Raw genomic sequence first — 22,556 nt, 5'->3', positions numbered from 1 at the left:
TGAAGTAATCCTGGAACAAGCCTAACCGAAGGAGGGATCCGCAATATGATCGTCGCTCAGGAAGTTTTAGACGCGCACCGGATGACCTACGAGGCGTTCGCCGATTGGATGAGGGAGAAAGCCGCGAACTCCGTCATCGGGCTGATGGGCATTTCGTTCGCCGAACTGTCCCTGGACCGCGTCGTGCTCGAGATGCCCGTCGTTTCGAAAGTCCTTCAGCCCGCGGGCATCCTGCACGGCGGCGTCTCCGTGCTGCTCGCCGAGACCGCGGCGTCCATCGCGTCCGAGCTCAACATCGACCAGACGCGATACGCGGCGGTCGGGCTGGAGATCAACGCCAACCACTTGCGCCCGAAGACCGACGGACGCCTCACCGCCGAGGCGACCCCGCTTCACCGGGGGCGCAAGACGATGGTGTGGGATATCCGAATCGCCGACGAAGCCGGCAAGCTCGTCTGCATTTCCCGCTGTACCGTCGCGATCGTCGAGAAACCCTGAGCACGCGGCTGCGGCCGCGGCGCCGACCGCAACGCCGACCGCGACGCCGCCCGCAGCAATGGAAAAACCCCTCTTGTCCGGGACAAGAAGGGTTTTTCCATTGCGATTATTCCATTTCGGTTCTTCCATTTCAAATTGTTAACAGCCGCGTCAGACGACCGGCTCGACCGGCAGCCGCAGCCCCGCCTGCTCAAGCAGCGGGATGACGCTCTCGCCGAAGTAGGCCAGCTCCGGCTCGTAATCGTAGAAGGTGATCTGGATGCCGTCGATGCCGGTCGCGTGGAGCTGCTTCAGCTGCTCCGCCACGTCCTCCGGCGAGCCGACGATGTGCAGATGACCGCCGACGGCGCGGCCCCGCGCCGAATGCTCCAGCCAGGATTGGCTGTCCCCGGCGGCGTGGCGCGCGGAGAAGTTGCCGATCGCGCCGAGGTCGGCGTGGTCCATGATCGCCCGGTAATAGGCGAACGCTTCTTCGCGCGTCGGACGCACGATGATCGTCGGGTTGATGATGACCCTCACCTGGCGGTTGCGGGCTGCCGCGGCGTTCTTGACCGTCGCGACGTGCGCGGGCAGCTTCGGCAGCGCGTCCGCGAGCTGCTCGCCGGCCGGGCTGGAGACGAAGACGACGTCCGAGTACCGGGACGCGTAGTCGAAGCCCGCGGGCGAGCCCGAGGCCGTCGCCAGCACGGGCCGGCCGTATTTCGGGCGCGGCGAGACGTACGCGTTCTCGAGCGAGTAGAATTCGCCTTGATACGTCAAATTGTCGACGCCGGACCAAAGCGCGTTGCAGATGCGGGTGAACTCCGCCGACTGCGCGTAGCGCCGGTCGTGGTCGGCCCGGCTCATACCGAACATGCGCGGCTCGTTCTCCGCGTAACCCGTGACGATGTTCGCGCCGAAGCGCCCTTGCGAGATGTGGTCGGCCGTCGCCAGGAACCGCGCCAGATGCATCGGATGCCACGGCCCGTACAGCACGTGGATCGTCCCCATCAGCAGAATCCGGCTCGTCACCGACGCCAGCGCGACCGCGGACACGAACGGGTCGAGGAAGTTTTCCCGGTAGCCGGTTTCCCCGCCGAAGCCGCCCTTCGGCAGCCACTGCGACAGCCCGAAGGCGATGTCGAAGCCAAGCCGCTCCGCCTGCTGCGTCAGCCGCGCGTTATAATCGAACGTCCAGTCGGTTCCCCGCGGCAGCGTCGATTGCGACCAGCCGCCCGTCTGCAGCGGCAGGAACAAGCCGAGCATGAGCGGCTGGGCGAACGCCTTGGACAGCGGGCTGTTCGGATGGTTCTGCGGCTCCTCGGCCGCCCAAAGCTGCGTTTCCGATTGTTGGGATGCGCTCATCGTGTACCTACTCCTATCCGAAAAAAATATGGCGGCGGACCGATCCCCGCTAAGCGATCGGCGCCGCCAGCCTCGCGCGTATCACGTATGCAGCACCGACGGATGGAAGACCTCTTCCAAGGCCAGCTCCCGCTTCAGCAGGCCGTCCGCGCGCAAATACCCCATGAACTTGACGATCTGCGGCCAATTCGCGGCGACCCCGTACGGCCATAAATCGCCGTCCGTCAGCAGCGCCGAGCGCTCGACCGATTCCCAGAGCCACGGATCCGACGTCTGGTTCTTGATCGTCTCCAGCAGCGCCGCGACGCCGTCGTTCTTGACGCCCAGCATCAGGTCGTACAATTGCCTCGGCAGCTCCGGATACCGGCGAACGGTATCCGCCTTCAGCGAGACGAGATGCATGATGGGGAAAATGCCCGTGCGGCCGTAGTAGGCCCGCTCCTCGTCCCAGACGTCCGGCATCAGCCGGCGGATCGCGCCGCCATCGCCCGACGCCGGGAAAAACTTCGCCGGCGGGCGGCGGGCCGACATCACGGCGTCCACGCGGCCCTCGAGCAGCGCTTCGAAGAGATCGCCCTCGGCCAGCGTCGCCGGAATGTCCACCGGCACCCGCTCCGGCCGGAACGTGAACCATTCCATGTCGTCCGTGCCGATGCCCCATTCCTCCCGGAACAGGCCTCTGACCCACACGGCGGCCGTCATTTGGTATTCGGGAAAGCCGAAGCGCCGCCCCTTCAGCTCGGACGGATGACGCCACGGGCTGTCCGCGCGCACGTAGATCGCGTTGTGCCGGAACGCGCGGGAGAGGAAGACGGGAACGGCCGTCAGCCGCTCGTCTCCGCCCCCCTTGGCGATCAAATACGAAGCCAGCGACAGCTCCGAAATATCGTACGCCGCGTTGGAAATTTGCTCGATGAATATTTGCTCGATCGTCTCGTGCCGCGCCTCCAGCCCGAAGCCGGGCAGGCGGCGGGCGCCGGACAGCAGCTTCTGCGTCCGGTCGCTTTCCGACATCGCCATCGTCAGTACAGGTTCCGTCATCCTCGGTCGGCTCCTTCCGTCTATCGTTGTTTCGATTCACCGGCTGACCGGCGCCCTTCGCTAATCGAGCGAAGTCGCCAGATCCTTGATCCACGGCCGCCCGGTCAGCGGCTCGACGCGCACCTCGCTGCCGGCCTGCGCGCGAATGCTGCACAGGAAGCCGGCCTTGCCGTCCACGATGGCCGAGCACTCCTTGCATGCGTTAGCCGAGCGGCACGAATACCGCACCGCCAAGGAAGGATCCTCGTGCTCGCGGATCCAGAAGATCGCGTCCAGCAAGCTCATTCCGTCCCGGTAAGGCACCTCGTACGACGCGACGGCCGGCTCCGAGCCGGCCTCGCCGCGGGTCACCCGCAGCTTCACGGTGGACATGCCGCATTCCTCCTTCGTCTGTCAGCCTAGCTCCGTTTATCAGCTTAACGATATCGATCTCGGCGTTGCGCCGCTTCTCTTCTTGAGCCGCGCTTATTCGTCCTGCTTCGCTTGCGCAAGCAGCCATTCTCCGCGGTCGTCCAGCGACAAGCTGAACCCGCCCGCGTTCTCCATCGTCTCCTCGTAATCGAGGCGCACGTGCGCCCCGCGCGATTCGCGCCGTTCGATCGCGCCTAAGATGACCGCTTCCCCGACCTTCAGCATGTTCGCGGCTTCCAGCTTCTCGACCCGCGACAGGGCGAACGCCGACGGCTTCGCCAGCGCGATCGCCTCCAGCTCGCCGCGAAGCCCGCGTACCCCGGCCAGCGCGGCCGTCAGCCCCGCTTCCGTCCGGAGCGGCCCCGCGCCGTCCCACATGATCCGCTGAAGCTTTCGCTTGAACGCCTGCAGCGAGGCGCTGTCGCGCTCGACGTCCGCCGGATGCCAGAACGCTTCCAGCCGAGGCAGCTCCGCCTCCAGCGCGCGAAGCACCGACGCCTCGCGATCCCCCGCCGACGGACCTTCCGCAAGCGCGCGATCCCGGGCCGCCGTCTCGCCGGCGATCCGCCCGCTGACGAGCGCCTCGGTGATCGCGTTGCCCGACAGCCGGTTGGCGCCGTGCATGCCGTAGATCAGCTCGCCCGACGCCAGCAGTCCCGGCACGCGGGTGCGCATGCCTTCGTCCACGCGCACGCCGCCGAGCATGAAGTGCGCCATCGGCGCAACCTCGACCATATCGCGGGTCAGGTCGACGCCTTGATTCCGCAGGATGTCGATGACCGGCCCGAACGCTTCCTTCAGCTTGTCCTCCGGCACCATGCGGAAGTCGAGGTACGCGCCGCCGTGCGGCGTGCCGCGCCCGGCCTCCACCTCGCGGAAGATCGCGAGCGTCGTCTGATCGCGCGCCGCCGTATATTTGCCCGCTACCTCGCCGTTATAGCGGTGCATGAATTCCTCCTGCTCCCCGTTCAGCAGGCGCCCGCCCAGCTTGTAGCGGAACGGGTCCCACATGATGGGATCGATGCCGACGAGCGGCGGGAACAAATGGGCGATAGGGAAGAACTGCACCATCTCCATGTCCCGCAGCTCCGCGCCCGCCTCCGCCGCCAGGACGAAGCCGTCGCCCGTCATGTTCGCGGACGCGCTGTTGCGCGCGTACACCTCCGTCAGCCCGCCGGTCGCCAGTATAATCGAGCCGGCCGTGACGGCGACGGGCCGCAGCGTCTCCAGCTCGAAGCCGACGGCCCCGACGGCCCGGCCTTCCTCGACGACGATCTTGGTCATCATGACGTTCTTGAGCCGGCTGATGCGCTCATCCTTCCAGATGGCCCGCTTCAGCCCGTTCACGGTCGCGCCGCCCGTATTCAAAATATCCACGTACACGCAGCGGGCGCGGGAATGCCCCGGCGCGAACGCCTGCGAACGCTTGCCGTCCGGCGTCCGCGCCCATTTGACTCCGTAGCCTTCCGCTTCCAGGATGACCTCCGGCCCCCGGTCCACGATCGCCCGCACGATCCGCGGGTCGGCCAGCCCCCGGCTGCCCTTCATCGTATCTTCGAAATGAACGTCCGGGTCGTCCGCCTCGGCCTCGCCGAGCGCCACCGCGACGGTCATCTGGGCGAGGATCGTGGCCCCGCCCCGGCCGATCAAGCTTTTGTCGGCCAGCAGCACGCTCGCCCCTTCGTCGGCCGCGGCTCTCGCGGCCATCATGCCGGCCGCGCCGGCTCCGATAATGAGAACGTCCGTCTGCACTTGCAAGGTTTCCATGCGCGCCGCTCCTCTCTGCTTAATCCGAAGCGCCCGACGCCAACGTCGCGCCCACCGGCTGCACGGCGATCCCGGCTTCGCTTAGCGCCGTGCGGATCTTGCCGGCGAATTCAACCGCGCGCACGCCGTCCCCGTGCACGCAGATCGTGTCGGCCTGAATGGCGATGTCTTCGCCCTGCTGCGCGCGCACCTTGCCCTCGGCTGCCATGCGGATGACCTGGGCGAGCGCGCGATCGTCGTCCGTGATGACGGAATCCGGCTGCCGTCTCGGCGTGAGCGAGCCGTCCGCCTGGTACGTCCGGTCGGAGAACACCTCGCTTGCCGTCCGCAGCCCGATCCGCCGGCCCGCCTCGATCAGCTTGCTGCCGGCAAGGCCGTACAGCACGAGCGCCGGATCGACGCGGTAGACCGCCTCGGCGATCGCCAGCGCGAGCCGCTCGTCGCGGGCCGCCATATTGTACAGGGAGCCGTGCGCCTTCACGTGCTGCAGCGCGGCCCCTTCGGCGCGCACGAAGCCCCAGAGCGCGCCGATCTGGTAGACGACCAGATCGTAGGCTTCCTCCGGGCTGATGTCCATGTCCCGGCGGCCGAAGCCGATCAGGTCCTGCAGCCCCGGATGGGCGCCGATCGCGACGCCCTTGTCGAGCGCGAGCCGCACCGTCCGGCGCATCGTCGCCGGATCGCCGGCGTGGAAGCCGCAGGCGACGTTGGCCGAGGTCACGAAGCCGAGAATCTCCTCGTCCCTTCCCAGCTTGTAGGCGCCGAAGCTTTCGCCCAGGTCGCAGTTCAAATCCACGGTTTTCATGTTGTTCGCCCTCCCGTTGCGTGTTGAGTCCATCTATTCGTTCCGTTCACCGCTCGTTTCGCCCCCACGGGCCGGACAAGCCAAGCGGCCGCGCCCGCCGGTCCCGAAGGACCGCGCGGACGCGGCCCGCGGGCCGATCCCGGTTACGGCGCCAGCCACTTGCCGCGTTCGGCGTCGCCCGGCTCGCGCAGCGCTTGCAGATCCGCAAGCTCCACGAACTCCCGCGGCACGACCGCGCGTTTCGGGAAGACGACCGGCGGCGCCGGCTTGGTGGCGTCGACGATGGCGGCGCTGGACATCCGCGGGGTGTTCTTGCCCTCCGCGTTGTATTCCCAGTTCGTCGGCAGCAGGCCGCCCGGCCCGTTCCACCGCGGAATGACCAGCAGATCGCGCTCCGCGTCGAACCGCGTGCCGATCGCCCAGGCCACTTCCTCGCCCTTGAATACGTCGATGTCGTCGTCCACCACGACGATGTGCCGCAAATTCTCCTGCTCGGTGTTGAGCGCGGCGAACGCCGCCTTCTTCACGTCCGCTTCCCGCTCCTTATGCAGCGAGATGTAGCAGTGCATCCGCGCGTAGAACGGCACGTGCACCGTCTTCAGGCTCGGCACCGCCTGCTTGACCGTCTGGTAGATGCTGCCGGAGCGCGGCACGCCGCCGACGACGAGATGCTCCCGGCTGGACGCCACGATATCTTGGAAAATCGCATGATTCCGGTGGGTGATGCGGGTGATGCGGATCGTCGGCACCGAGCCGCCGCCCAAGTAATGCCCCGGCCATTCCCCGAACGGCCCTTCGACGTGATCCTCGTCGGGCAGAATCTCGCCCTCCAGGATCAGCTCCGCATGCGCGGGCACCAGCAGGTCCGACGTCTCCGCCTGAACCAGCTCCAGCGCCTCGCCCATCAGCGCGCCGGCCGCTTCGTACTCCCCGCCGATGCCTTGAACCCGGGAGACCGAGCCCATGACGAAGCCGGGATGATGGCCGAGGGCGATGGCGATCGGCGCGGGCTTGCCCATCTTCTTGTATTTCTTGTAGATCAGCCCGCCGTGATGGGCTCCGAGGAACCAGACGCCCATGTCCGTCTTATTGAAGATCTGGTGGCGGTAAATGCCCGCGTTGATCAGGCCGGAATCGGGATCGCGGATGATCATGACGCCCGCCGACAGGTACGGGCCGCCGTCCATCTCGTTATGCACGGGAATCGGCAGCTTGGCCAGGTCGACGTCCCGCGCTTCGATGACGTTTTCCTTGACCTTCGCCCGCTCGCGGGGCACGACGACCGGATCGATCGGCTTCTTCAGCTTCTCCCCGTACACCCGGGGAATGTCCGGCACCTCGCAGCCCAAGTACAGCGCGATGCGGTCGTAGTCGGTCAGCAGATTGGACACGCAGGCGAATTCCGAGCCTTTCACCCGGTCGAAGAGCAGCGCGGGATAATCGTTCTTCTCCGCCAGCGCCGCGGCGTAGGCGGTAATGCCGAACCGCGGGTCGACCTCCTTGTCCACGAGCCGGACGGCGCGTTCGTCGAACGCCGCCAGCTGGCGGAGGTACGTTCTCAAATCCTGGGCCATGCGATCATCTCCTGTTCGTTATTGGGGCAGCAGCGACAAGTCCACCGCGTCCTCGAATGCGATTTCCTTCTTCAGAATGCCTTGATCCAGCTGCGTCTTCTGCACGTAATCGGCGCCGTCCTTGGTCACCTGGAGGCCGTCCGGCACTTTGCCCAGCTGGTTGTTCACGGCCGTCTTCATCACGTCCTGCGGAATTTTATCGAAAATCTTCTGCATCGCGGCGACCGCGCCGGCCGGATCCTGATGCGCTTGCTCGTTGACGTCGGCGGTCACCTGCAGGAACTGCTTCATCAGGTCTTGGTGCTTCGCCACCCAGTCCGTCTTGGCCATGATGACGATGCCCGCGAAGTCGAACGGCGGATCGTACAGCACCCGGTAATCGCCGGACGCGAGCATCTGCGAGATCGTCGGCTCGGACACCATGCCGCCCGCCGCCTGGCCGCTCTCGATCGCCGCCAGCATCGTCGCGCCGCTGCCGCCGTTGATCAGGTGCACGTCCTTCTCCGGATCGAGCCCTTCCTGCTTCAGCCCTTCGCGCAGGCCGGTGTCGGAGAGGCTGCCGACCTTGGTCACCGCCAGCGTCTTGCCCTTCAACTCCTTCAGCGACTGGTACGGCGCGTCCTTCTTGACGATCAGCGAATAGCCGACGCCGTTGAATATCTCGCCGTACGCCTTGACGCCCAGCCCGTTCTGCTGCTGACGCAGCACGTGTTCGTAAGAGCCGAGCACGACGTCGAGGCTGCCGCCGACGAGCGCCTGCACCATGTCCGCGCCCGCGGTGAAATCTTTCTCTTCGATCTTGATGCCGGCTTTCTCGTACGTGCCGTCGCTGATGCCTACTTGGGCGACCATCGGCGTCATGCCGCCGCCGACCAGGCCGAGGCGGATCGAGCCGCCCGCAGGCGCCTCTTGGGTATTGGTCGAGCCGTTCCCGGCATTCGCGCCGGCGTTCGTTCCGCCGTTCGCGGGCGTCTCCGAATTCGAGTTGCCGCAGGCGGCCAGCACCGTCAACGAGAGCAGCAGTAGCGCGAACGCGATAAATTTCATTCTTTTCATGGATATGTCCTCCTCGGGATACCTTGAAATAATTGCAAATCAGGCCGCTCCCGTTGTCGGGTTGAAGCAAGCGCCGGGTATGGCTTGTACAGCTTGGTAACGATGAGCAAACGATCGCCGCCGTTCGTTCATCCCGGCAGGCCGGATACGCCTACCGGTACCGCAGCAGCCACCGCTCCAGCAGCAGCACGAGCTGCTCCAAGGCGACGGCGATGACCATGATGAGCACGAGGCCGGTGAAGATGCCCGTCGTATCCAGCATGTTGGACGAATACGTGATGTAGTAGCCGAGTCCCCGGTTGGAGCCGACGAGCTCGGCGATGACCGAGCCGATGAGCGCCATGCCGATGTTGAGCCGGACGCTCGTCAGAATCCAGACGGTAATCGACGGCAGCACCACCCACCGCAGCTTGTGCGGCCACTTGGCCTTGTAAGTGCTCATCATGTCCATCAGGTCCTTGTCGATGTTGCGAATCCCCTCGAAGGCGTTGTAGAACGCGACGAAGATGACCATCGCCACGACCATCAGGATTTTCGACGACTGGCCGATCCCGAACCAGACGATGAAGAGCGGCGCCAGCGATACGCGCGGCAGGCTGTAGATCGCCATCATGTACGGATAAATCCACCGTTCGAAAATGCCGCTGAACGCGAGGCCGATGCCGAGCAGCGTGCCCCCGACCATTCCGATAATAAGCCCGGCGACCGCTTCCGTGAGCGTGGCGCTCATGTGGAACCACAGGTCCCCGTCTCCGAGCATCTCGACGATCCGGCCCGCGATGAGCGAGGGCTTGCTCAGCCAGAAGGCGTTGAACGCCCGGCCGGACAGCACCTCCCACAGGCCCGCCAGCACGATGAACACGGCGATCCGGCCCAGCCAGACGGACGTCCGGGAATATTCGCGCCCCCGGAACGACGCGGCGCGGGTCTTGCCTTTCGCTTGACTCGCCATCAGCCGACACCTCCCGCGCCGGCATCCGCCATTTGCGCCCAAATTTCCTTCTGCAGCTCCTTGAACGCCGGCTCGAACCGAATGTCGTAGAACGGACGCGGCCGGGGCAGCCGGATGTCGAACTCGGCCTTGATGCGGCCCGGCCGCGGCGACATGACGATCACCCGGTCCGAGAGCGCGATCGCTTCCTCGATGTCGTGCGTGATGAACAGCACGCTCTTGCCGACCGCCTCCCACATATGCAGGAACTGCTCGCCGATCTTGACCCGGGTCTGGGCGTCGAGCGGACCGAACGGCTCGTCCATCAGGTAGATGTCGGGATCGTAGGCGAAGGTGCGCGCCAGCGCGACGCGCTTCCGCATGCCCCCGGACAGCTGCTTCGGGTAAAAGCCCGCGAAGCCCTCCAAACCGACCACCTGCAGCAGGCGGTTCGCTTCCCGCACCTGCTCGCTCTCGGGCAGGCCCTTAATGGCAAGCGGCAGCCGGATGTTCTGAAGCACCGTCTTCCACGGAAGCAGGGCGTCGTTCTGGAACACCATGCCGACGCCGTCCGGCACGCCGGTCACCGGTTCCCCGTCGATATAAGCGCCCCCCGCCGCCGGCTCGAGCAAGCCGGAGACCACCTTCAGCAGCGTAGACTTGCCGCAGCCGCTCGGGCCGACGACGGAGACGAACTCGCCGTCCTTGACGTCGAGATTCACGCCTTCGAGCGCGAGGGTCCGCCGCCCCTTCGACCGATATTCCACCGCCAACTCCCGAATGGACAGCTTCGGGGCTTTGTCATTCGCCATGCGCGTTCACCTTCCCGTTCCTGTTAGTCTGCAGCTGCTCGAGCCCGCCGCGCAGCGCGCGGATGCCCTTCTCCCGGAGCAGGTACTGCCGCTGCGCTTCCGCGAGAGAAATTTCTTCGAACCGGACCTTTCCGCCGAGCGGGGTCTGGGCCAGCAGCGGCAGATCCACCGAAGCCGCCTGCGCGATCTTGGGGTAGCCGCCGGTCGTCTGCCGGTCCGCCATGAGCACGATCGGCTGGCCGTCCGGCGGCACCTGGACCGTGCCGAACGTCACCGCGGAGGAGATCATTTCCCGCTTCTCCTTCAACCGCAAGGCTTCGCCCGCGAGGCGGTAGCCCATCCGGTCGGATTCGGTCTTCACCGCGAAGGCTTCGCCGAAGAACCGGCCCCGGCTCTCGTCGTCGAACAGCGCCAGCTCCCGGCCGGCGACGGCCCGGATCGTCGGCTGCGCGGCATAAGCCGGCCGCAGCTCGGACGCGACCGACCAGCCGCTGACCGCGGCTTCGTCCTGTCCCTCGCGGGCGATCAGCCCGGCCAGCGCGAGGCTGCCCGGCGAACGCGCGCCAACGGGGAGCCGGTCGCCTTTGCGCAGCGCGCGGCCCTCGTGACCGCCGATGCCCGCGCGCAGATACGTGGACCGGCTGCCCATCCGTTCGGGGACGTCAAGGCCGCCGGCGACCGCCAAGTAGGCGCGGCAGCCGAGCCGGGCCGGCCCGAACCGCAGCCGGCTTCCCTCCGGCGCGTAGACGGTCCGCCACGCGGGGAGCTCGCGCCCGTTCAGCTCGGGCGCGAGGTCGCCCCCGCAGACGGCGATCAGCGCCGCCTCCGAGAAATAGATTTCCGGGCCGACCATCGTGATTTCCAGCCCGGCGTCGTGTTCCGCGTTGCCGACCAGCAGATTGGCGACGCGGAGCGCGAAAGCGTCCATGGCGCCGCCGACGATGACGCCGTACTTCTGCGCGCCGTGGCGGCCCAAATCCTGAACCGTCGTCAGCAACCCCGGCTTCAAGATCGCGAGACTCATGTCCGCTCCACCTCCAACCGGTCGAATTCCGCCCGGGAGATCGGGCGGAACCGCACGAGATCGCCGGCCCTCAGCAGCGTCGGCGGCATGGCCTCGGGCAGGAACAGCGGCAGCGGCGTCTTGCCGATCAGCTGCCAGCCCCCGGGCGTCACGATCGGGTACACGCCCGTCTGGTCCCCGGCGATGCCGACGGTGCCGGCGGGAATGGACAGGCGGGGCGTCGTCCGGCGCGGCGTCGCGATGCGCGCGGGCAATCCGCCCAAATAAGCGAAGCCCGGCGCGAAGCCCAGCATGTAGACGAGGTAGTCGGCCGAGGCATGAATGTCGATCACGTCCTGCTCGGTCAGCCCGTGCTGCGCGGCGACCTCCGCAAGATCAGGCCCAAGGTCGCCGCCGTAGCAGACGGGAATGTCCACGATGCGCGCCGGCCGCTTCTCCGCGTCGCCCAGCTTGGCGAGGATGCCGGCCAGCAGCCGGGCCGCGAGGCCAAACGGATCCGCGTTCGCGCGGGAATCGTCCATGCCCCCATGGGCCGCCAGCAGCGCGAAGGGCTCGTAATACACCGTGACCGACAAAAAGGCGGGCACGTACTCGACCATGCCTTCGAACGGATGACGTTCGAGGTAATCCGCCAGCTGCCGCACCCGTTCGTGCGTCTCGAGCTCGATCGTTTCGCCGAACTGCACCGCGACGGCGCTGTCGCCGAGCGGGAACAGCTTCGCCCGGACGGCGCCGTAACGGGCGTAGGAATCGTTTGTTGCCGTTTCGATTTCCATTTCTATTCCCGTCTCTACCGGCGTTTCTATTCCCGTTTCTATTCCCGTTTCTATTCCCGTTTCTATTCCCGTTTCTATTGTCTTCTCTATCGCGTCTTCTTTTGCCGTTACTTTCGTCTTGCGCATGATATCAACGCCCTGTTATAATTAATCCCGAAATTCGGTACAACAATCCCGAATTTCAAACCCAATATATACGATAATTATAGTCGGGATTCGACAAAAATCAAGGGGAACGCCGAAAATAACCGCCATGGAAAATGTAAGCGCATATTCAAGTATCCGCCATTCGGAGTATACTGGTTTGGACATGCCTTGCAGCGTGGCGGGCATTGCCGCTCGAAGCGGCTATCCGGGGAGGCAACCGTGCAGAACAAGAACAAAACCGTGATCCGCTCCATGGATCTCTTGCATCTCTTTCTTACGCATACGAAGCTGAGCATGAACGATATGATCCGCCTGTCCGGCATTCCCAAATCGTCGGTCCACCGCATGATCGGATCGCTGTCGGACATGGGGCTGCTGCACAAGGACGAGGAAGGGCTGTATTCGCTCGGCCTGCTGTTTCTGCAGTTCGGCAACCTCGTCGCCGAGCGGCTCGACATCCGCGGCGTGGCCGCGGCGGAGATGCGGCGGCTGCGGGACGAAATCGGCGAAGCCGTCCATCTGGCCGTGCGCGACGGCGACTCCTCGATGTACATCGAGAAGCTGGACACCGACCATCCCGTCCGGCTGTTCACCAAGATGGGGCGGCGCGCCCCGCTCTACGCCGGCGCGTCGTCCCGGATCCTGCTCGCGTTCATGCCGGAGGGCGAACGGGACGCGTACTTGGACGAGGTCGAGCCGGAAGCGATCGGGCTCGGGACGATCGTCAGCAAGCCGAAGCTGCGCGAGGCGCTGGAGGAGGCGCGCGCGCACGGTTACGCGTTCAGCCGGTCCGAGCTGGAGAACTACACGGCGGAGCTGAGCGCCCCGATATTCGACCATACGGGGAAAATGGTCGCCGGCCTCAGCATCGCCGGTCCCGAGGTGCGGTTCGGCGAGGACGGCCTGGCCGAGCGGATCCGCCTGGTCAAGGAGGCCGCGCACGGCGTCTCGCTGAAGCTCGGGTACGCGGGACCGCCGGCTTGACCCCGGCGTCCCGCGCGGATACGAAAAAACAACAAAGACGGCACGGCGCCCATGGGCGTCGTGCCGTCTTTGTTGTTTCCCTGCGCGTTTGCGGCGCGCCCCCGGGGCGAAACCGGCTTACGGCCGCGCCGGTTTGCCGTTCGTCGAATGCCGAAGCATCATTTTATAAGGAATGATCATTTTGACGGGAATGGCGTATTGATGCTCCATGTAATCCAGCAGCAGCTTCGCCGCGAACATGCCCATTTCAAGCTTCGGCACGTGAATCGTCGACAGCGGCGGCGAGGTGAACTCGGAGATCTCGATATTGTCCACGCCGAAGAAGGCGATGTCCTGCGGAATGCGCAGCCCGCGTTCCGTTGCCGCCCGCATCGCGGCAATGGCCATCATGTCGCTTGCGGCAAAAATCGCGGTCGGCGCGCGCCCGCTCGTCTCGAAGGCCTTCTTCGTCAGCTCGTAGCTCAGCGAGACGTCCCATTTCACGTCGATGACCCAATCGTCGTCGACCGTCAGGCCTGCCTCTTCCATCGCGCTCCGATAGCCCCGATAACGCCGTTCGCCGCGAAAATCGTCATGAAACTCCGCGCCTCCGATGTAGGCGATGCTCCGGTGGCCCTGTCCGATCAGGTAGGCGACCGCCTCCTTCGCCGCCGCGGCGCGGTCGTAGCTGATCATCGGAATGTCGTTGTCCGCGATGTCCACGCCGACGACGGTCCGCACGTTGGCCTTGATCCACTGGTAGGCTTCCCCGTCGATGCGTTCGACCACGAGCATGCCGTCGACGCGGTTCTCCTTGACGAGCGACTTCAGGTTCTCGATGTCCGCGTGCTTCTCGATGCTGCTGACGAATTCGAGCCGCATGCCCGCATCGGCAAGCGTCTTCTCGATGCCTTCCAGGATGACCGAGAAATACGGATTGTTGTATTTATTCTGCGGCATCGCGACGACGCATCCGATGCGGAAGGCGTGCGTCGGCTCCTGCTTTTTGGTTTTCGACGGGCGCGTCGCCGTGTAGCCGAGCGCTTCGGCGGTCTCCCATATTTTCCGGCGCGTCTCGTCGCTGACGGAGCGGTTCGCGTCGTTCTTCATGACCCGCGATACCGTCGAGATCGAGACGCCTACGCGTTCCGCGATATCTTTCAGTTTTGCCATCGTTTCTTCCTCTCCACAGTACCGAATCCGGTCAGTCACGTTGTTGGGGCAATTTCGTTCCGCAGCGCACAAATTTGCGGCAAATTCATTGTATCGGTCCTGCGGGAGGAAGTCAACCGCGGGCGAAGCGGCGCCGTCTCAGGATCCGGCCGCCGCTGGCCGGCCGCTGCCGGCCGTTTGCCGATCTCCGCCCGGCGACCGCGGCGGAAAACGGCGAACGAGCGAGGGCATCCCCTCGCTCGCCGTTCATGGCGTCCGGACGTTTCCTCCGGAACGGCCGCCCTATTGCATTTTCGAAGCCAAATCCTTGATCGCCGCCTGCAGATCGCCGTCGCCGGACAGCGGCAGCTTCAGCGCCTGCTCCCCGTACGTCCAGACGAGGTCGGTCTTCTTCGCCGTGAACGGCGATACGATGCCGTACTTCTGGGCGTCGAGGAAGATTTTGTTCGCTTCGCCGACGGTTTGCACGTACGCGTCCGCCGCGGCTTTGTTCGCCGGGATCGAATAGCCCTGCTTCGCCAGCTCCGTCTCGCCCTCCGGGCCGGCCAGCCACGCGAGCAGCTTGTAGGCCGCCGCTTCGTGCTTCGTGCTCGCGCTGATCGCGAGTCCCGCCGGCTGCACGACCGTTTGGTTCGTCTTGAATTTCGGCAGGTAGGAGATGCCGTAATCGACCTTCGCTTCCTTATAGTTGGTCGTATTCCAGCTGCCTCCCGGGTTCATGGCGACTTTGCCGGTCGTCAGCGTCAGGTTCACGTCGCCGCCGAGCCCTTCGATCTGCGCCGGGGTCGTATTGATCTTCTTGTTCTTCGTCAGGTCGATGAAGAAGTTCAGCACTTCCTGCGCCTCCGGCGTATCGAGGGCGAGCGTGTCGTCCTCGTTCACGAGCTTGGCGCCGTTCGACCACAGCTCGGGCTCGAGGAACCAGTCCATCGAGGAGCCGGGCGACAGGGACAAGCCCCATTGCACGATGTTTTTCGGATCGAAGCCGGGATCGCCCGCGCTCTTCCCTTTCTTGTCGAGCGTCATCTTGGCCGCGATGTCCACGATTTCGTCCCAGGCCGGCTCGAGCGTCGGCACGGCCGCGCCTTTCGGATTCGTCTTCGGATCCGCGAACAACGCTTTATTGTAGTACCAGACGATGACGTTGGCGTCGATCGGCAGGGATACCTGTTTGCCTTGATACTGGTGCAGCCCGAGCAAGCTCTTGTCGATATTGTTCAGATCGAAGCCGTTCTGCGCGAGCAAGCCGTCCAATTCCTTGAAAATGCCGAGCTGGCCGTACTTCTCGATATACGCGTAGCTGGTCTTGAAGACGTCCGGCAGCGTGCCGCCCGCCGCGTTCGCCGTCAGGCCGTCCCAGTAGCTCCCCCAGTCCTTGCCTTCGAGCTTGACGGTAATGTTCGGATTGGCGGCCATGAACTTGTCCAGCAGCTCCTGCGTGCGCTGCAGCTCCTCCGCGGTCCCCCACTGCGAGTACGTGATCGTCTCCTTCTCCGCGGTCGCGGCGTTCCCGCCGCCGTTGCCCGCGTCCGCGTTCGCCGCCGGGCTTTCCCCGTCCCCGTTGCCGCCGGATTGCCCGCAGCCCGCCAGCGCGAGCGCCGCCGTCAGCGTCAAGACCGTCGTGCCGAACCGCCATTTGCGCATGCTCTTCATCTTCGTCAGTTCCCCTTTGCCCCATAGTAAAAACAATGATCCACCCGATGATCCAACCGATGATTGCTTCCCGGGAACCCGGTCTTGCCTTGCGTCAGCCTTTCGAGCCCGTGAGCACGACCCCCTCTACGATGTAACGCTGCGCGAAGAAATACAGCAGGCCGATCGGGATGATGCTGATGAACGCTCCGGCGGCGAGCGCCGGGAAATCCTGGCTGGTCTGGCCGATGAGCAGCTGCAGGCCCACGCTGAGCGTGAACAGCCCGCTGTTCTTGATATAGAGGAACGGCCCGAGAAAATCGAGCCAGGAGTTCACGAACGCGAAAATGACCGTCGTGATGATGATCGGCTTGGACAAGGGCATGACCACGCGGGCGTATACCGTCCACCGGTTGCCGCCGTCGAGGTAGGTCGCCTCGTCCAGCTCCTGCGGAATCGTCAAGAAGAATTGCCGGAACAAGAAAATGTAGTACGCGCCCCCGAGCCAGGCCGGCACGATCAGCGGCAGCCACGTATCGATCCACCCCAGCTTCACGAACAGGACGTAGGACGGAATCATCATGATGGACGGCGGAATCATCAGCGTGACCAGCACGATCGGAAACAGCCGGTCCCGGCACTTCGTCTGAAACCGCGAGAATCCGTAAGCCACGATCGAGCTCGAGATCACCGCGCCCGCCGCGACGAGGATCGAGATCGAGAACGAATTCTGGATCCACTTCCACATGAGCGGCTGAATGGCGAACAACCGGTGGAACGCGTCGACATTCCACGATTCCGGCAGCAGCGACGGCGGCGCTTTGTAGGTCTCCGCCTTCGTCTTCATCATGGTCGAGAGCATCCAGGCCAGCGGCCCCGCGAAGAGCAGGAAAACCGCGCTTAACAAGAAGTATTTCAAGGCGGTGCTTGCGGCGCCGCTCTTTCGTCTGCCGTTCATTCGGTTCCCCCCCCTATCTCTCGCCTTCGTAGTACACAAACCGGTTCGACGCTTTCATGAGCACGAAGGTCACCAGCGCGATGACGGCGAACAGGAAGATGGACTGCGACATCGCCATGCTGAACTTCAGATCCGTGAAGGACGACTTGTAGATGTTGTACACGAAGGTGTACGACGCGTAATTCGGTCCGCCCTTGGAGAGCAGCAGCGCCTCCGTGAACATCTGAAAGTTGTACATCGTCTGGATGATCACGACGAACAGAATCGACGGGCTGATCATCGGAAGCGTGATGGCGAAGAACCGGCGCAGCCTGCCCGCCCCGTCGATCTCGGCGGCTTCGTACAGATGGCCCGGCACGTTCTTCAGCGCCGCCAGGAAGATCAGCACGCCGCTGCCGGATATCCAGACCTGCAGCAGAATGATGACCGGCTTGATCGTGTGCTCGCCGCCCAGCCAATCGGTCTTGCCGAGGCCGAGCAGGCCGAGGCCGGCGTTCAGAATGCCGAATTCCGAGTTGAACACGAGCCGCCAGATGATGACCGTCGCCACGATCGGCACGAGCGTCGGCAAGTAGTAGAACGTGCGGAACACGGCGATGCCCTTGACGTTAAGATTCAGCAGCAGCGCCAGCAACAGCATGCCCGCCGTCACGACCGGCACGCCGATCGCCACGAAATAAAGCGTGTTGAACAAACTCTTCATGAAGATCGCGTCGCCGGCCATATGTACGAAATTATCGAAGCCGACGAAACGGTAGTCGACCGCGCCCGGCAGCCTCGCGTCCGTGAACGCATAGAAGAAGGACGTCCCGAACGGAATCAGGAAAAAGGCGATGAAGCCGACGATCCAAGGCATTATGAACAAGAAAAACAACAGCGTGTCGTATCTCCTCAGGCGATTCATCCCGAACACCCCTTACTTGGCTAGCTCCTCCAAATACACGTACCGCTCTTCCGCGATGGATTTCTCCGCCGCCAGGGCGATCAGCAGCGCGCTGCGCCCCACCTCCCCGGACGCGAACGGCCGCTCGCCTTCCGCGATGCAGCGGACGAATTCAATGCGCTGGGTCTGTCCGCCCGTGTGGCCGCCCAGAATCGAATCCGAGGTCACGTCCATGTCCAGACGCTCTCTTGTAAAATCGGTCCCGCCCGCGATGTCGATGACCTTGTCGTTCCTCGCGACCATCTGTCCGCCGTTATCGCCGATGAGGCCGATCTCGAGCCCTTCGCCCATCAGGTTCTTCGGCTTCAAGTACATGCACAGGCCGAGATTCGCCTTGCTCCCGTTGTCGTAATCGATGGTGATGAAGGCGTGGTCGACGATCGACGTATCGGTGATCGTCTTCGCCGGGTAATGGGTGTACGAGTTGGTGATGAGATTCCGCTCGCCCTGCTTCATGACGTGCTGCCCTCCGGAGGCGAAGACGCGGACGGGATTCGCTCCGATCATCCAATTGAAAATATCGAAATGATGGCAATCCTTCTCGACGATGGCGCCGCCCGACTTGTCCTTGTCGTAGAACCAGTCCGCCGGCGGGAACGGATCGCGGAACTCCTTGCACCACATCAGCTTCACGCCGCCCAGCCGGCCGTTCCCCACTTCCTTCGCCATGCGGCGGTACAAGTTCGAGTACCGGTAGACGAGGCCGATCTGCAGGACCCGTTCGTGCTTGGCCGCCGCCTCGATGATGGCGTCGCAATCCGCGAGCGTATGAGCCACGGGCTTCTCCAGGAAGACGTGCTTGCCGGCCTCCAGGAACGCGACCGCCACTTCCCGGTGCTTATAGTTCGGCACGCTGACGACGACCGCGTCGAGGTCGTCCTTATCCAGCAGCTCGCGGTAGTCCGCGCAAACGGCCGGTTGGCCGTGCTTCAGCTCGGCCAGCGTACGGGCCACGTTCGCTTCGTTCATGTCGCAGATATACTTGACCTCGACGCCGTCCAACAGATCGAAGCCGATGCAATGATGCGAGCCCATGTCGCCGACGCCGATGAATCCCATTCGTAACTTTCCCATTCGCGCACACTCCGTTGTCTCGTATTTGCGGCAATTCGCCTTCAATGTCAGTTAATATAACACAGATAAGGACTTGATATGATCTTAATGCAATTTTAGGATAATGTCAACCGTTTTTGGCTAAAATATATCGCTATATTTGCGGCAAATATAATGAAAACATCGCATTTCCGCAATTTGCGCGTGAAAACGCTACTATCCCAGCCTATTCAGCAATGTATACGGTTACGTGTGTCGACGATTTTGCGCGCAAATAATTGTCCCATTTGCGCAATTGGAAGACATGTTATTTCCTTGTCAGGTATTATTGCCGCAAAGTACATCCCATGCCAAAAAGGCGCTTCGGATGGCCGGCAGCCGGTACCGGAAGCGCCTTTCGCGCGCCGCGCCCAAGACCGGAAGCGGCCTCGCGCGCAGGCGAACACGACGAAACGGACGGAGGCATGCCTCCGCCCGTTTCGCTTACGTTTGAGCATGATCGCCGCGCGGCGGTCGCCCTCGCGGCGAACCGCGCCCGCGCCCGCAAGACGGTCAGCGCTGCACGGCTACCCACTCGCCGGACGCGGAGGCGGACGCGATCTCGGCCTCGATGATCCGGATCGTCTCCTGCGTGCTCCGCGGCGTCGCGGCGTCGAGCGCCCGCCCCGCGATCAGCGTTTCCGCGAAATATTTCAGCTCGAAATAGTAGCCTTGATCTTCGGGGAGCTCGGCGTCGTACCCGGCTCCGTCGTTCGGGTTGACCCGCACGGCGCCGCCCCGGAAGAGCAGATTGCCGCCTTCGAAATTCACCCGGTAGCTCATCTCGAAGCCGAAATCGCCCTGCAGCGTCCAGTCGACCTGCGCGTTCACGACTTTGCCGTCGCCGTACCGGTAGTTCGTCGACACGATGTCGTACCCCGAACCCGGGATGACGTTCAGCGCCTGGCAGGAGACCGCGACGGGCACGCCGAACAGCCAGTTCACGACGTCCGTATCGTGCACGTGCATGTCGAGCAGGGCGCCGCCGCTCTTGTCCCGCTCCAGCAGCCACGGTCCCCACGTCGGCGTGCCGCTGCCCCGGAAGAACGACGCGCTCGTCACGCGCCCGAACGGCTTCCGGTCCACGATGTCCTTCAAGTATTCGTACGCCGGCCAGAACCGGAGACATTGGCCGATCATCAGCTGCTTGCCGCTCGCCTCGGCGGCTTGGATCATCGCCTCGCAATCCGCCGCGCTCGGCGCCATCGGCTTCTCGCACAGCACATGAAGGCCCGCTTCCAGGCACCGAATGGCCGTGTCCTTGTGCAGATACGTCGGCAGCGCGATGTCCACCGCATCCAGCCGTTCCTCGCGCAGCATCTCCTCCACGGAGCCGTACTTGCGAAATCGGCCGAAATCCGCCGCCTCGCCGGACGACGTGTCGATATTGCCGCCCGTGGCCCGCCCTTCCAGCTTGTCCGGATCGATGTCGCAGATCGCGGTCACGCGAATCGGCACGCCTTCCTTTTCCAGGCGCAAGTAGTTGTCCAGATGCGTTCTGCCCATAAAGCCCAGGCCGATTAATCCGATGTTCAGCATGCGGTCTAGCTCCTTCCCAAAATCGCGCTCATCGAGGCGGACGTATTATAAATGATTTGCTTGGCGTGGTGCGTATACGGCGGGATCATCTCGCCGATCACGTAGCCGTCGTACCCGATCTCTTCCAAGGCGCGGACGACCTCCGGATAGTTCACGTCCCCGGCGAGCAGGTCGACGAAGCCGGACAGCCCGCCGCTCTCGCGCCGGTAATCCTTGAAATGCACCTTCTTGATCCGCGGCCCCAGAATGCGAATCCAATGCTCCGGGTAGCCGGCGTACACGACGTTGCCCACGTCGAAGTACGCGCCGACGTACGCGGATCCCGCCGCGTCGATGAACTGCCGCATCTCGAGCGGGGACAGCAGGAACTTGTTCCATACGTTCTCGATCCCGATGGACACGCCCGCCGCTTCCGCCGAGCCCGCCAGCTCCGTCACCGCCTCGAGCGCGTACTCGTAGGCGCGGTCGTACGGCACCACTTCGCTGCCCGGAATGAAGTCGACGCCGACCGCCCCGGGTATGACCAGAATCGTGTCCACGCCGAGGATGGCCGCGGCTTCCAGCTGCTTCTTGGCGATATCCTTCGCCTTCTCCCGCGTCTCCCGCTTCGCGCTCGTCATCGAATAGCTCCAATAGAGGCCGCTCGCCAGGCTCGTCAGCGCGATGCCGGCGTCCTCCGCCTGCTTGCGCACGTCCTCGATCTCCCGATTGCCGCTCGCCAAGCTGAGCGGCCCCGTCTCGTCCAACGACAGCTCGATCCCTTCGAAGCCCGCGTCCTTGGCGATCGCCATGCACTCGGCGATCGTCGCGCCTTCCCCGAACGACCATACGTTGATGCCTTTTTTCATCGTCCTGCTCCCTCCCGTTCCGTCTTGACTCTCATTATAGGAAAGCGGCGGCGGACTGGATTTAGCCATTCGGCCGGATTATTTGCACCGCGTCCGGTTAGCGCGCTATGGTAAAATGAGAAGAAGACAACGGAAGACAACCCCGCCGGACGAAAGGATGACGCGCCATGGAATTCACTTCGGTCGCGCTGCAACAATCGATCACGATCGCGAAGCTGTATTCCTTTCACTATTTCGAATATGCCAAGGGCTACGTCTTCGAGGGCGAAGCGCATGATTTTTGGGAGCTGCTGTACGTCGACAAAGGCGAGGTCGAGGTCCGCGCCGACGACCGGACCGTCCAGCTCTCCGAAGGGGAGATGATCTTCCACAAGCCCGGGGAGTTCCATACGGTCCGGGTCGCGGAGCGGCACAAGCCGCCGAACCTCGTCGTCATCTCGTTCGCATGCGCGTCGGACGCCATGACCGGGTTCGAGGAGCGGGTCACGGACCTCGGCAAGCGGGAACGGGAGCTGCTGGCGCTCGTCCTGAAGGAGGGCTTCGGCGCGTTCGCCCCGCCCTTCGACGACCCGCTCTTCCATCGGCTGACGCCGCGCCCCGACGCCCCGTTCGGCGGGCAGCAGCTGATGAAGTCGTATCTGGAAACGCTGCTGATCCTGCTGCTGCGCGGTGAGACGGCGGCGGAGCCGGACGCGCTCAAGCCGACCTATACCCAGAAAGACAACGCCGACCAGCAGCTGCTGGAACGCGTCGTCGCCTTCATGAAGGAGCATCTGGCCGATCATCTGACCCTCGACCGGCTGTGCCGGGCCGCGCACGTGGGCCGGACCCGGTTGAAGGAACTGTTCCAATCCCGCGTCGGCACGGGCGCGATGGAGTTCTTCAAGCAGCTGCGCATCGCGGAGGCGAAAACCTTGATTCGCGAGAAGCAGTACAACCTGACGGAGATCGCGGCCCAGCTGGGGTACGGCAGTCTTCATTATTTCTCGCGCGACTTCAAGCGAGCGACCGGCATGTCGCCTTCGGAATACGCGCGCTCCGTCAAGGCGCGGTCGGAAGGCTGAACGGGCGCTTCCGCGCAAGACGGCAGCACGGGAACACCGGGGAACGGGAGCTCCGCATATCCGAAGAACCGTAAAAAAGCAACGCCGTATAAACGCAACGCCCTGAAAGCCAACATCGTAAACCGCTGCCGTAAAAGAGCAAAACCGGAAACACGCAA

The 22,556-nt window shown here is 64.0% G+C and carries 21 protein-coding genes; 3 read left to right on the top strand and 18 right to left on the bottom strand.

The annotated features are described in order from the left end of the window. Positions 1 to 45 precede the first annotated feature (45 nt). A complete protein-coding gene (locus tag I8J29_RS22445) occupies positions 46 to 498 on the top strand; it encodes a hotdog fold thioesterase (RefSeq protein WP_420831147.1) in 453 nt (150 codons plus the stop codon). A gap of 150 nt (positions 499 to 648) precedes the next feature. On the opposite strand, the gene I8J29_RS22440 is transcribed toward I8J29_RS22445, so the two are convergent. The 11 genes from I8J29_RS22440 to pxpB all read right to left on the bottom strand — a co-directional run bounded on the left by I8J29_RS22440 (position 649) and on the right by pxpB (position 12,039). After that, on the bottom strand, positions 649 to 1,842 hold the full coding sequence (locus I8J29_RS22440) for an LLM class flavin-dependent oxidoreductase (RefSeq protein WP_208849703.1): 1,194 nt from the start codon (positions 1,840 to 1,842) through the stop codon (positions 649 to 651). Positions 1,843 to 1,923: 81 nt separating this feature from the next. Further along, positions 1,924 to 2,883 (bottom strand): substrate-binding domain-containing protein, encoded by a 960-nt coding sequence (locus I8J29_RS22435; protein ID WP_208849702.1) that lies wholly within the window; start codon positions 2,881 to 2,883, stop codon positions 1,924 to 1,926. A 60-nt stretch (positions 2,884 to 2,943) separates the two neighbouring features. Next, complete coding sequence (locus tag I8J29_RS22430; protein WP_090641132.1) at positions 2,944 to 3,255, bottom strand: 2Fe-2S iron-sulfur cluster-binding protein; 312 nt, start codon at positions 3,253 to 3,255, stop codon at positions 2,944 to 2,946. 93 nt (positions 3,256 to 3,348) lie between these two features. Next, positions 3,349 to 5,061, bottom strand: coding sequence for an FAD-binding protein (locus I8J29_RS22425; RefSeq protein ID WP_208849701.1), 1,713 nt, complete (start codon positions 5,059 to 5,061; stop codon positions 3,349 to 3,351). A gap of 19 nt (positions 5,062 to 5,080) precedes the next feature. Further along, positions 5,081 to 5,866 carry a LamB/YcsF family protein gene (locus tag I8J29_RS22420; RefSeq protein ID WP_208849700.1) on the bottom strand — a complete coding sequence of 262 codons (786 nt, stop codon included), beginning with the start codon at positions 5,864 to 5,866 and terminating at the stop codon, positions 5,081 to 5,083. A 143-nt stretch (positions 5,867 to 6,009) separates the two neighbouring features. Beyond that, entirely contained in the window at positions 6,010 to 7,440 is a 1,431-nt protein-coding gene (locus I8J29_RS22415; protein ID WP_208849699.1) for a UbiD family decarboxylase, read from the bottom strand. An 18-nt stretch (positions 7,441 to 7,458) separates the two neighbouring features. After that, positions 7,459 to 8,496 carry an ABC transporter substrate-binding protein gene (locus I8J29_RS22410; protein ID WP_208849698.1) on the bottom strand — a complete coding sequence of 346 codons (1,038 nt, stop codon included), beginning with the start codon at positions 8,494 to 8,496 and terminating at the stop codon, positions 7,459 to 7,461. Positions 8,497 to 8,647: 151 nt separating this feature from the next. Beyond that, positions 8,648 to 9,448, bottom strand: a complete 801-nt coding sequence (locus I8J29_RS22405) for an ABC transporter permease (RefSeq protein WP_208849697.1) — start codon at positions 9,446 to 9,448, stop codon at positions 8,648 to 8,650. Continuing rightward, positions 9,448 to 10,239 carry an ABC transporter ATP-binding protein gene (locus I8J29_RS22400; RefSeq protein WP_208849696.1) on the bottom strand — a complete coding sequence of 264 codons (792 nt, stop codon included), beginning with the start codon at positions 10,237 to 10,239 and terminating at the stop codon, positions 9,448 to 9,450. Before I8J29_RS22400 ends, I8J29_RS22405 begins: the two co-directional genes overlap by 1 nt. Continuing rightward, positions 10,229 to 11,263, bottom strand: a complete 1,035-nt coding sequence (locus tag I8J29_RS22395) for a 5-oxoprolinase subunit C family protein (RefSeq protein ID WP_208849695.1) — start codon at positions 11,261 to 11,263, stop codon at positions 10,229 to 10,231. The genes I8J29_RS22400 and I8J29_RS22395 overlap by 11 nt, the downstream gene beginning before the upstream one ends. After that, positions 11,260 to 12,039, bottom strand: coding sequence for a 5-oxoprolinase subunit PxpB (pxpB, locus tag I8J29_RS22390; RefSeq protein ID WP_208849694.1), 780 nt, complete (start codon positions 12,037 to 12,039; stop codon positions 11,260 to 11,262). Before pxpB ends, I8J29_RS22395 begins: the two co-directional genes overlap by 4 nt. 366 nt (positions 12,040 to 12,405) lie before the next feature. Between pxpB and I8J29_RS22385 the strand changes: the two genes are divergently transcribed. Beyond that, positions 12,406 to 13,170, top strand: a complete 765-nt coding sequence (locus tag I8J29_RS22385) for an IclR family transcriptional regulator (protein WP_208849693.1) — start codon at positions 12,406 to 12,408, stop codon at positions 13,168 to 13,170. A 117-nt stretch (positions 13,171 to 13,287) separates the two neighbouring features. On the opposite strand, the gene I8J29_RS22380 is transcribed toward I8J29_RS22385, so the two are convergent. The 7 genes from I8J29_RS22380 to I8J29_RS22350 all read right to left on the bottom strand — a co-directional run bounded on the left by I8J29_RS22380 (position 13,288) and on the right by I8J29_RS22350 (position 21,334). Further along, on the bottom strand, positions 13,288 to 14,322 hold the full coding sequence (locus tag I8J29_RS22380; protein ID WP_208849692.1) for a LacI family DNA-binding transcriptional regulator: 1,035 nt from the start codon (positions 14,320 to 14,322) through the stop codon (positions 13,288 to 13,290). 282 nt (positions 14,323 to 14,604) lie between these two features. Continuing rightward, entirely contained in the window at positions 14,605 to 15,975 is a 1,371-nt protein-coding gene (locus I8J29_RS22375; RefSeq protein ID WP_208849691.1) for an ABC transporter substrate-binding protein, read from the bottom strand. 94 nt (positions 15,976 to 16,069) lie between these two features. Next, positions 16,070 to 16,912 (bottom strand): carbohydrate ABC transporter permease, encoded by an 843-nt coding sequence (locus tag I8J29_RS22370; protein ID WP_208849690.1) that lies wholly within the window; start codon positions 16,910 to 16,912, stop codon positions 16,070 to 16,072. 13 nt (positions 16,913 to 16,925) lie between these two features. Further along, positions 16,926 to 17,816 carry a carbohydrate ABC transporter permease gene (locus tag I8J29_RS22365; RefSeq protein ID WP_208849689.1) on the bottom strand — a complete coding sequence of 297 codons (891 nt, stop codon included), beginning with the start codon at positions 17,814 to 17,816 and terminating at the stop codon, positions 16,926 to 16,928. A 12-nt stretch (positions 17,817 to 17,828) separates the two neighbouring features. Then, positions 17,829 to 18,929, bottom strand: coding sequence for a Gfo/Idh/MocA family protein (locus tag I8J29_RS22360; protein ID WP_208849688.1), 1,101 nt, complete (start codon positions 18,927 to 18,929; stop codon positions 17,829 to 17,831). A gap of 531 nt (positions 18,930 to 19,460) precedes the next feature. After that, positions 19,461 to 20,486 (bottom strand): Gfo/Idh/MocA family protein, encoded by a 1,026-nt coding sequence (locus tag I8J29_RS22355; RefSeq protein WP_208849687.1) that lies wholly within the window; start codon positions 20,484 to 20,486, stop codon positions 19,461 to 19,463. A 5-nt stretch (positions 20,487 to 20,491) separates the two neighbouring features. Beyond that, positions 20,492 to 21,334, bottom strand: coding sequence for a sugar phosphate isomerase/epimerase family protein (locus tag I8J29_RS22350; protein WP_208849686.1), 843 nt, complete (start codon positions 21,332 to 21,334; stop codon positions 20,492 to 20,494). A gap of 167 nt (positions 21,335 to 21,501) precedes the next feature. Between I8J29_RS22350 and I8J29_RS22345 the strand changes: the two genes are divergently transcribed. Beyond that, positions 21,502 to 22,398 (top strand): helix-turn-helix domain-containing protein, encoded by an 897-nt coding sequence (locus I8J29_RS22345; protein ID WP_208849685.1) that lies wholly within the window; start codon positions 21,502 to 21,504, stop codon positions 22,396 to 22,398. Positions 22,399 to 22,556 lie beyond the last annotated feature (158 nt).

It is taken from the genome of Paenibacillus artemisiicola (assembly GCF_017652985.1).
In the GTDB taxonomy this organism is placed as follows: Bacteria; Bacillota; Bacilli; order Paenibacillales; family Paenibacillaceae; genus Paenibacillus_Z; species Paenibacillus_Z artemisiicola.
Note: the sequence above shows the minus strand (reverse complement) of the source record. Positions and strands in the feature narration are given on the sequence as shown.

Coding starts and splice junctions, on each gene's coding strand:
- I8J29_RS22350 (WP_208849686.1), bottom strand. CDS start 21,334: ATGAAAAAAGGCATCAACGTATGGTCGTTCGGGGAAGGCGCGACGATC.
- I8J29_RS22430 (WP_090641132.1), bottom strand. CDS start 3,255: ATGTCCACCGTGAAGCTGCGGGTGACCCGCGGCGAGGCCGGCTCGGAG.
- I8J29_RS22440 (WP_208849703.1), bottom strand. CDS start 1,842: ATGAGCGCATCCCAACAATCGGAAACGCAGCTTTGGGCGGCCGAGGAG.
- I8J29_RS22380 (WP_208849692.1), bottom strand. CDS start 14,322: ATGGCAAAACTGAAAGATATCGCGGAACGCGTAGGCGTCTCGATCTCG.
- I8J29_RS22365 (WP_208849689.1), bottom strand. CDS start 17,816: ATGAATCGCCTGAGGAGATACGACACGCTGTTGTTTTTCTTGTTCATA.
- I8J29_RS22445 (WP_420831147.1), top strand. CDS start 46: ATGATCGTCGCTCAGGAAGTTTTAGACGCGCACCGGATGACCTACGAG.
- I8J29_RS22410 (WP_208849698.1), bottom strand. CDS start 8,496: ATGAAAAGAATGAAATTTATCGCGTTCGCGCTACTGCTGCTCTCGTTG.
- pxpB (WP_208849694.1), bottom strand. CDS start 12,039: ATGGAAATCGAAACGGCAACAAACGATTCCTACGCCCGTTACGGCGCC.
- I8J29_RS22375 (WP_208849691.1), bottom strand. CDS start 15,975: ATGAAGAGCATGCGCAAATGGCGGTTCGGCACGACGGTCTTGACGCTG.
- I8J29_RS22345 (WP_208849685.1), top strand. CDS start 21,502: ATGGAATTCACTTCGGTCGCGCTGCAACAATCGATCACGATCGCGAAG.
- I8J29_RS22420 (WP_208849700.1), bottom strand. CDS start 5,866: ATGAAAACCGTGGATTTGAACTGCGACCTGGGCGAAAGCTTCGGCGCC.
- I8J29_RS22370 (WP_208849690.1), bottom strand. CDS start 16,912: ATGAACGGCAGACGAAAGAGCGGCGCCGCAAGCACCGCCTTGAAATAC.
- I8J29_RS22360 (WP_208849688.1), bottom strand. CDS start 18,929: ATGGGAAAGTTACGAATGGGATTCATCGGCGTCGGCGACATGGGCTCG.
- I8J29_RS22415 (WP_208849699.1), bottom strand. CDS start 7,440: ATGGCCCAGGATTTGAGAACGTACCTCCGCCAGCTGGCGGCGTTCGAC.
- I8J29_RS22405 (WP_208849697.1), bottom strand. CDS start 9,448: ATGGCGAGTCAAGCGAAAGGCAAGACCCGCGCCGCGTCGTTCCGGGGG.
- I8J29_RS22395 (WP_208849695.1), bottom strand. CDS start 11,263: ATGAGTCTCGCGATCTTGAAGCCGGGGTTGCTGACGACGGTTCAGGAT.
- I8J29_RS22425 (WP_208849701.1), bottom strand. CDS start 5,061: ATGGAAACCTTGCAAGTGCAGACGGACGTTCTCATTATCGGAGCCGGC.
- I8J29_RS22355 (WP_208849687.1), bottom strand. CDS start 20,486: ATGCTGAACATCGGATTAATCGGCCTGGGCTTTATGGGCAGAACGCAT.
- I8J29_RS22400 (WP_208849696.1), bottom strand. CDS start 10,239: ATGGCGAATGACAAAGCCCCGAAGCTGTCCATTCGGGAGTTGGCGGTG.
- I8J29_RS22435 (WP_208849702.1), bottom strand. CDS start 2,883: ATGACGGAACCTGTACTGACGATGGCGATGTCGGAAAGCGACCGGACG.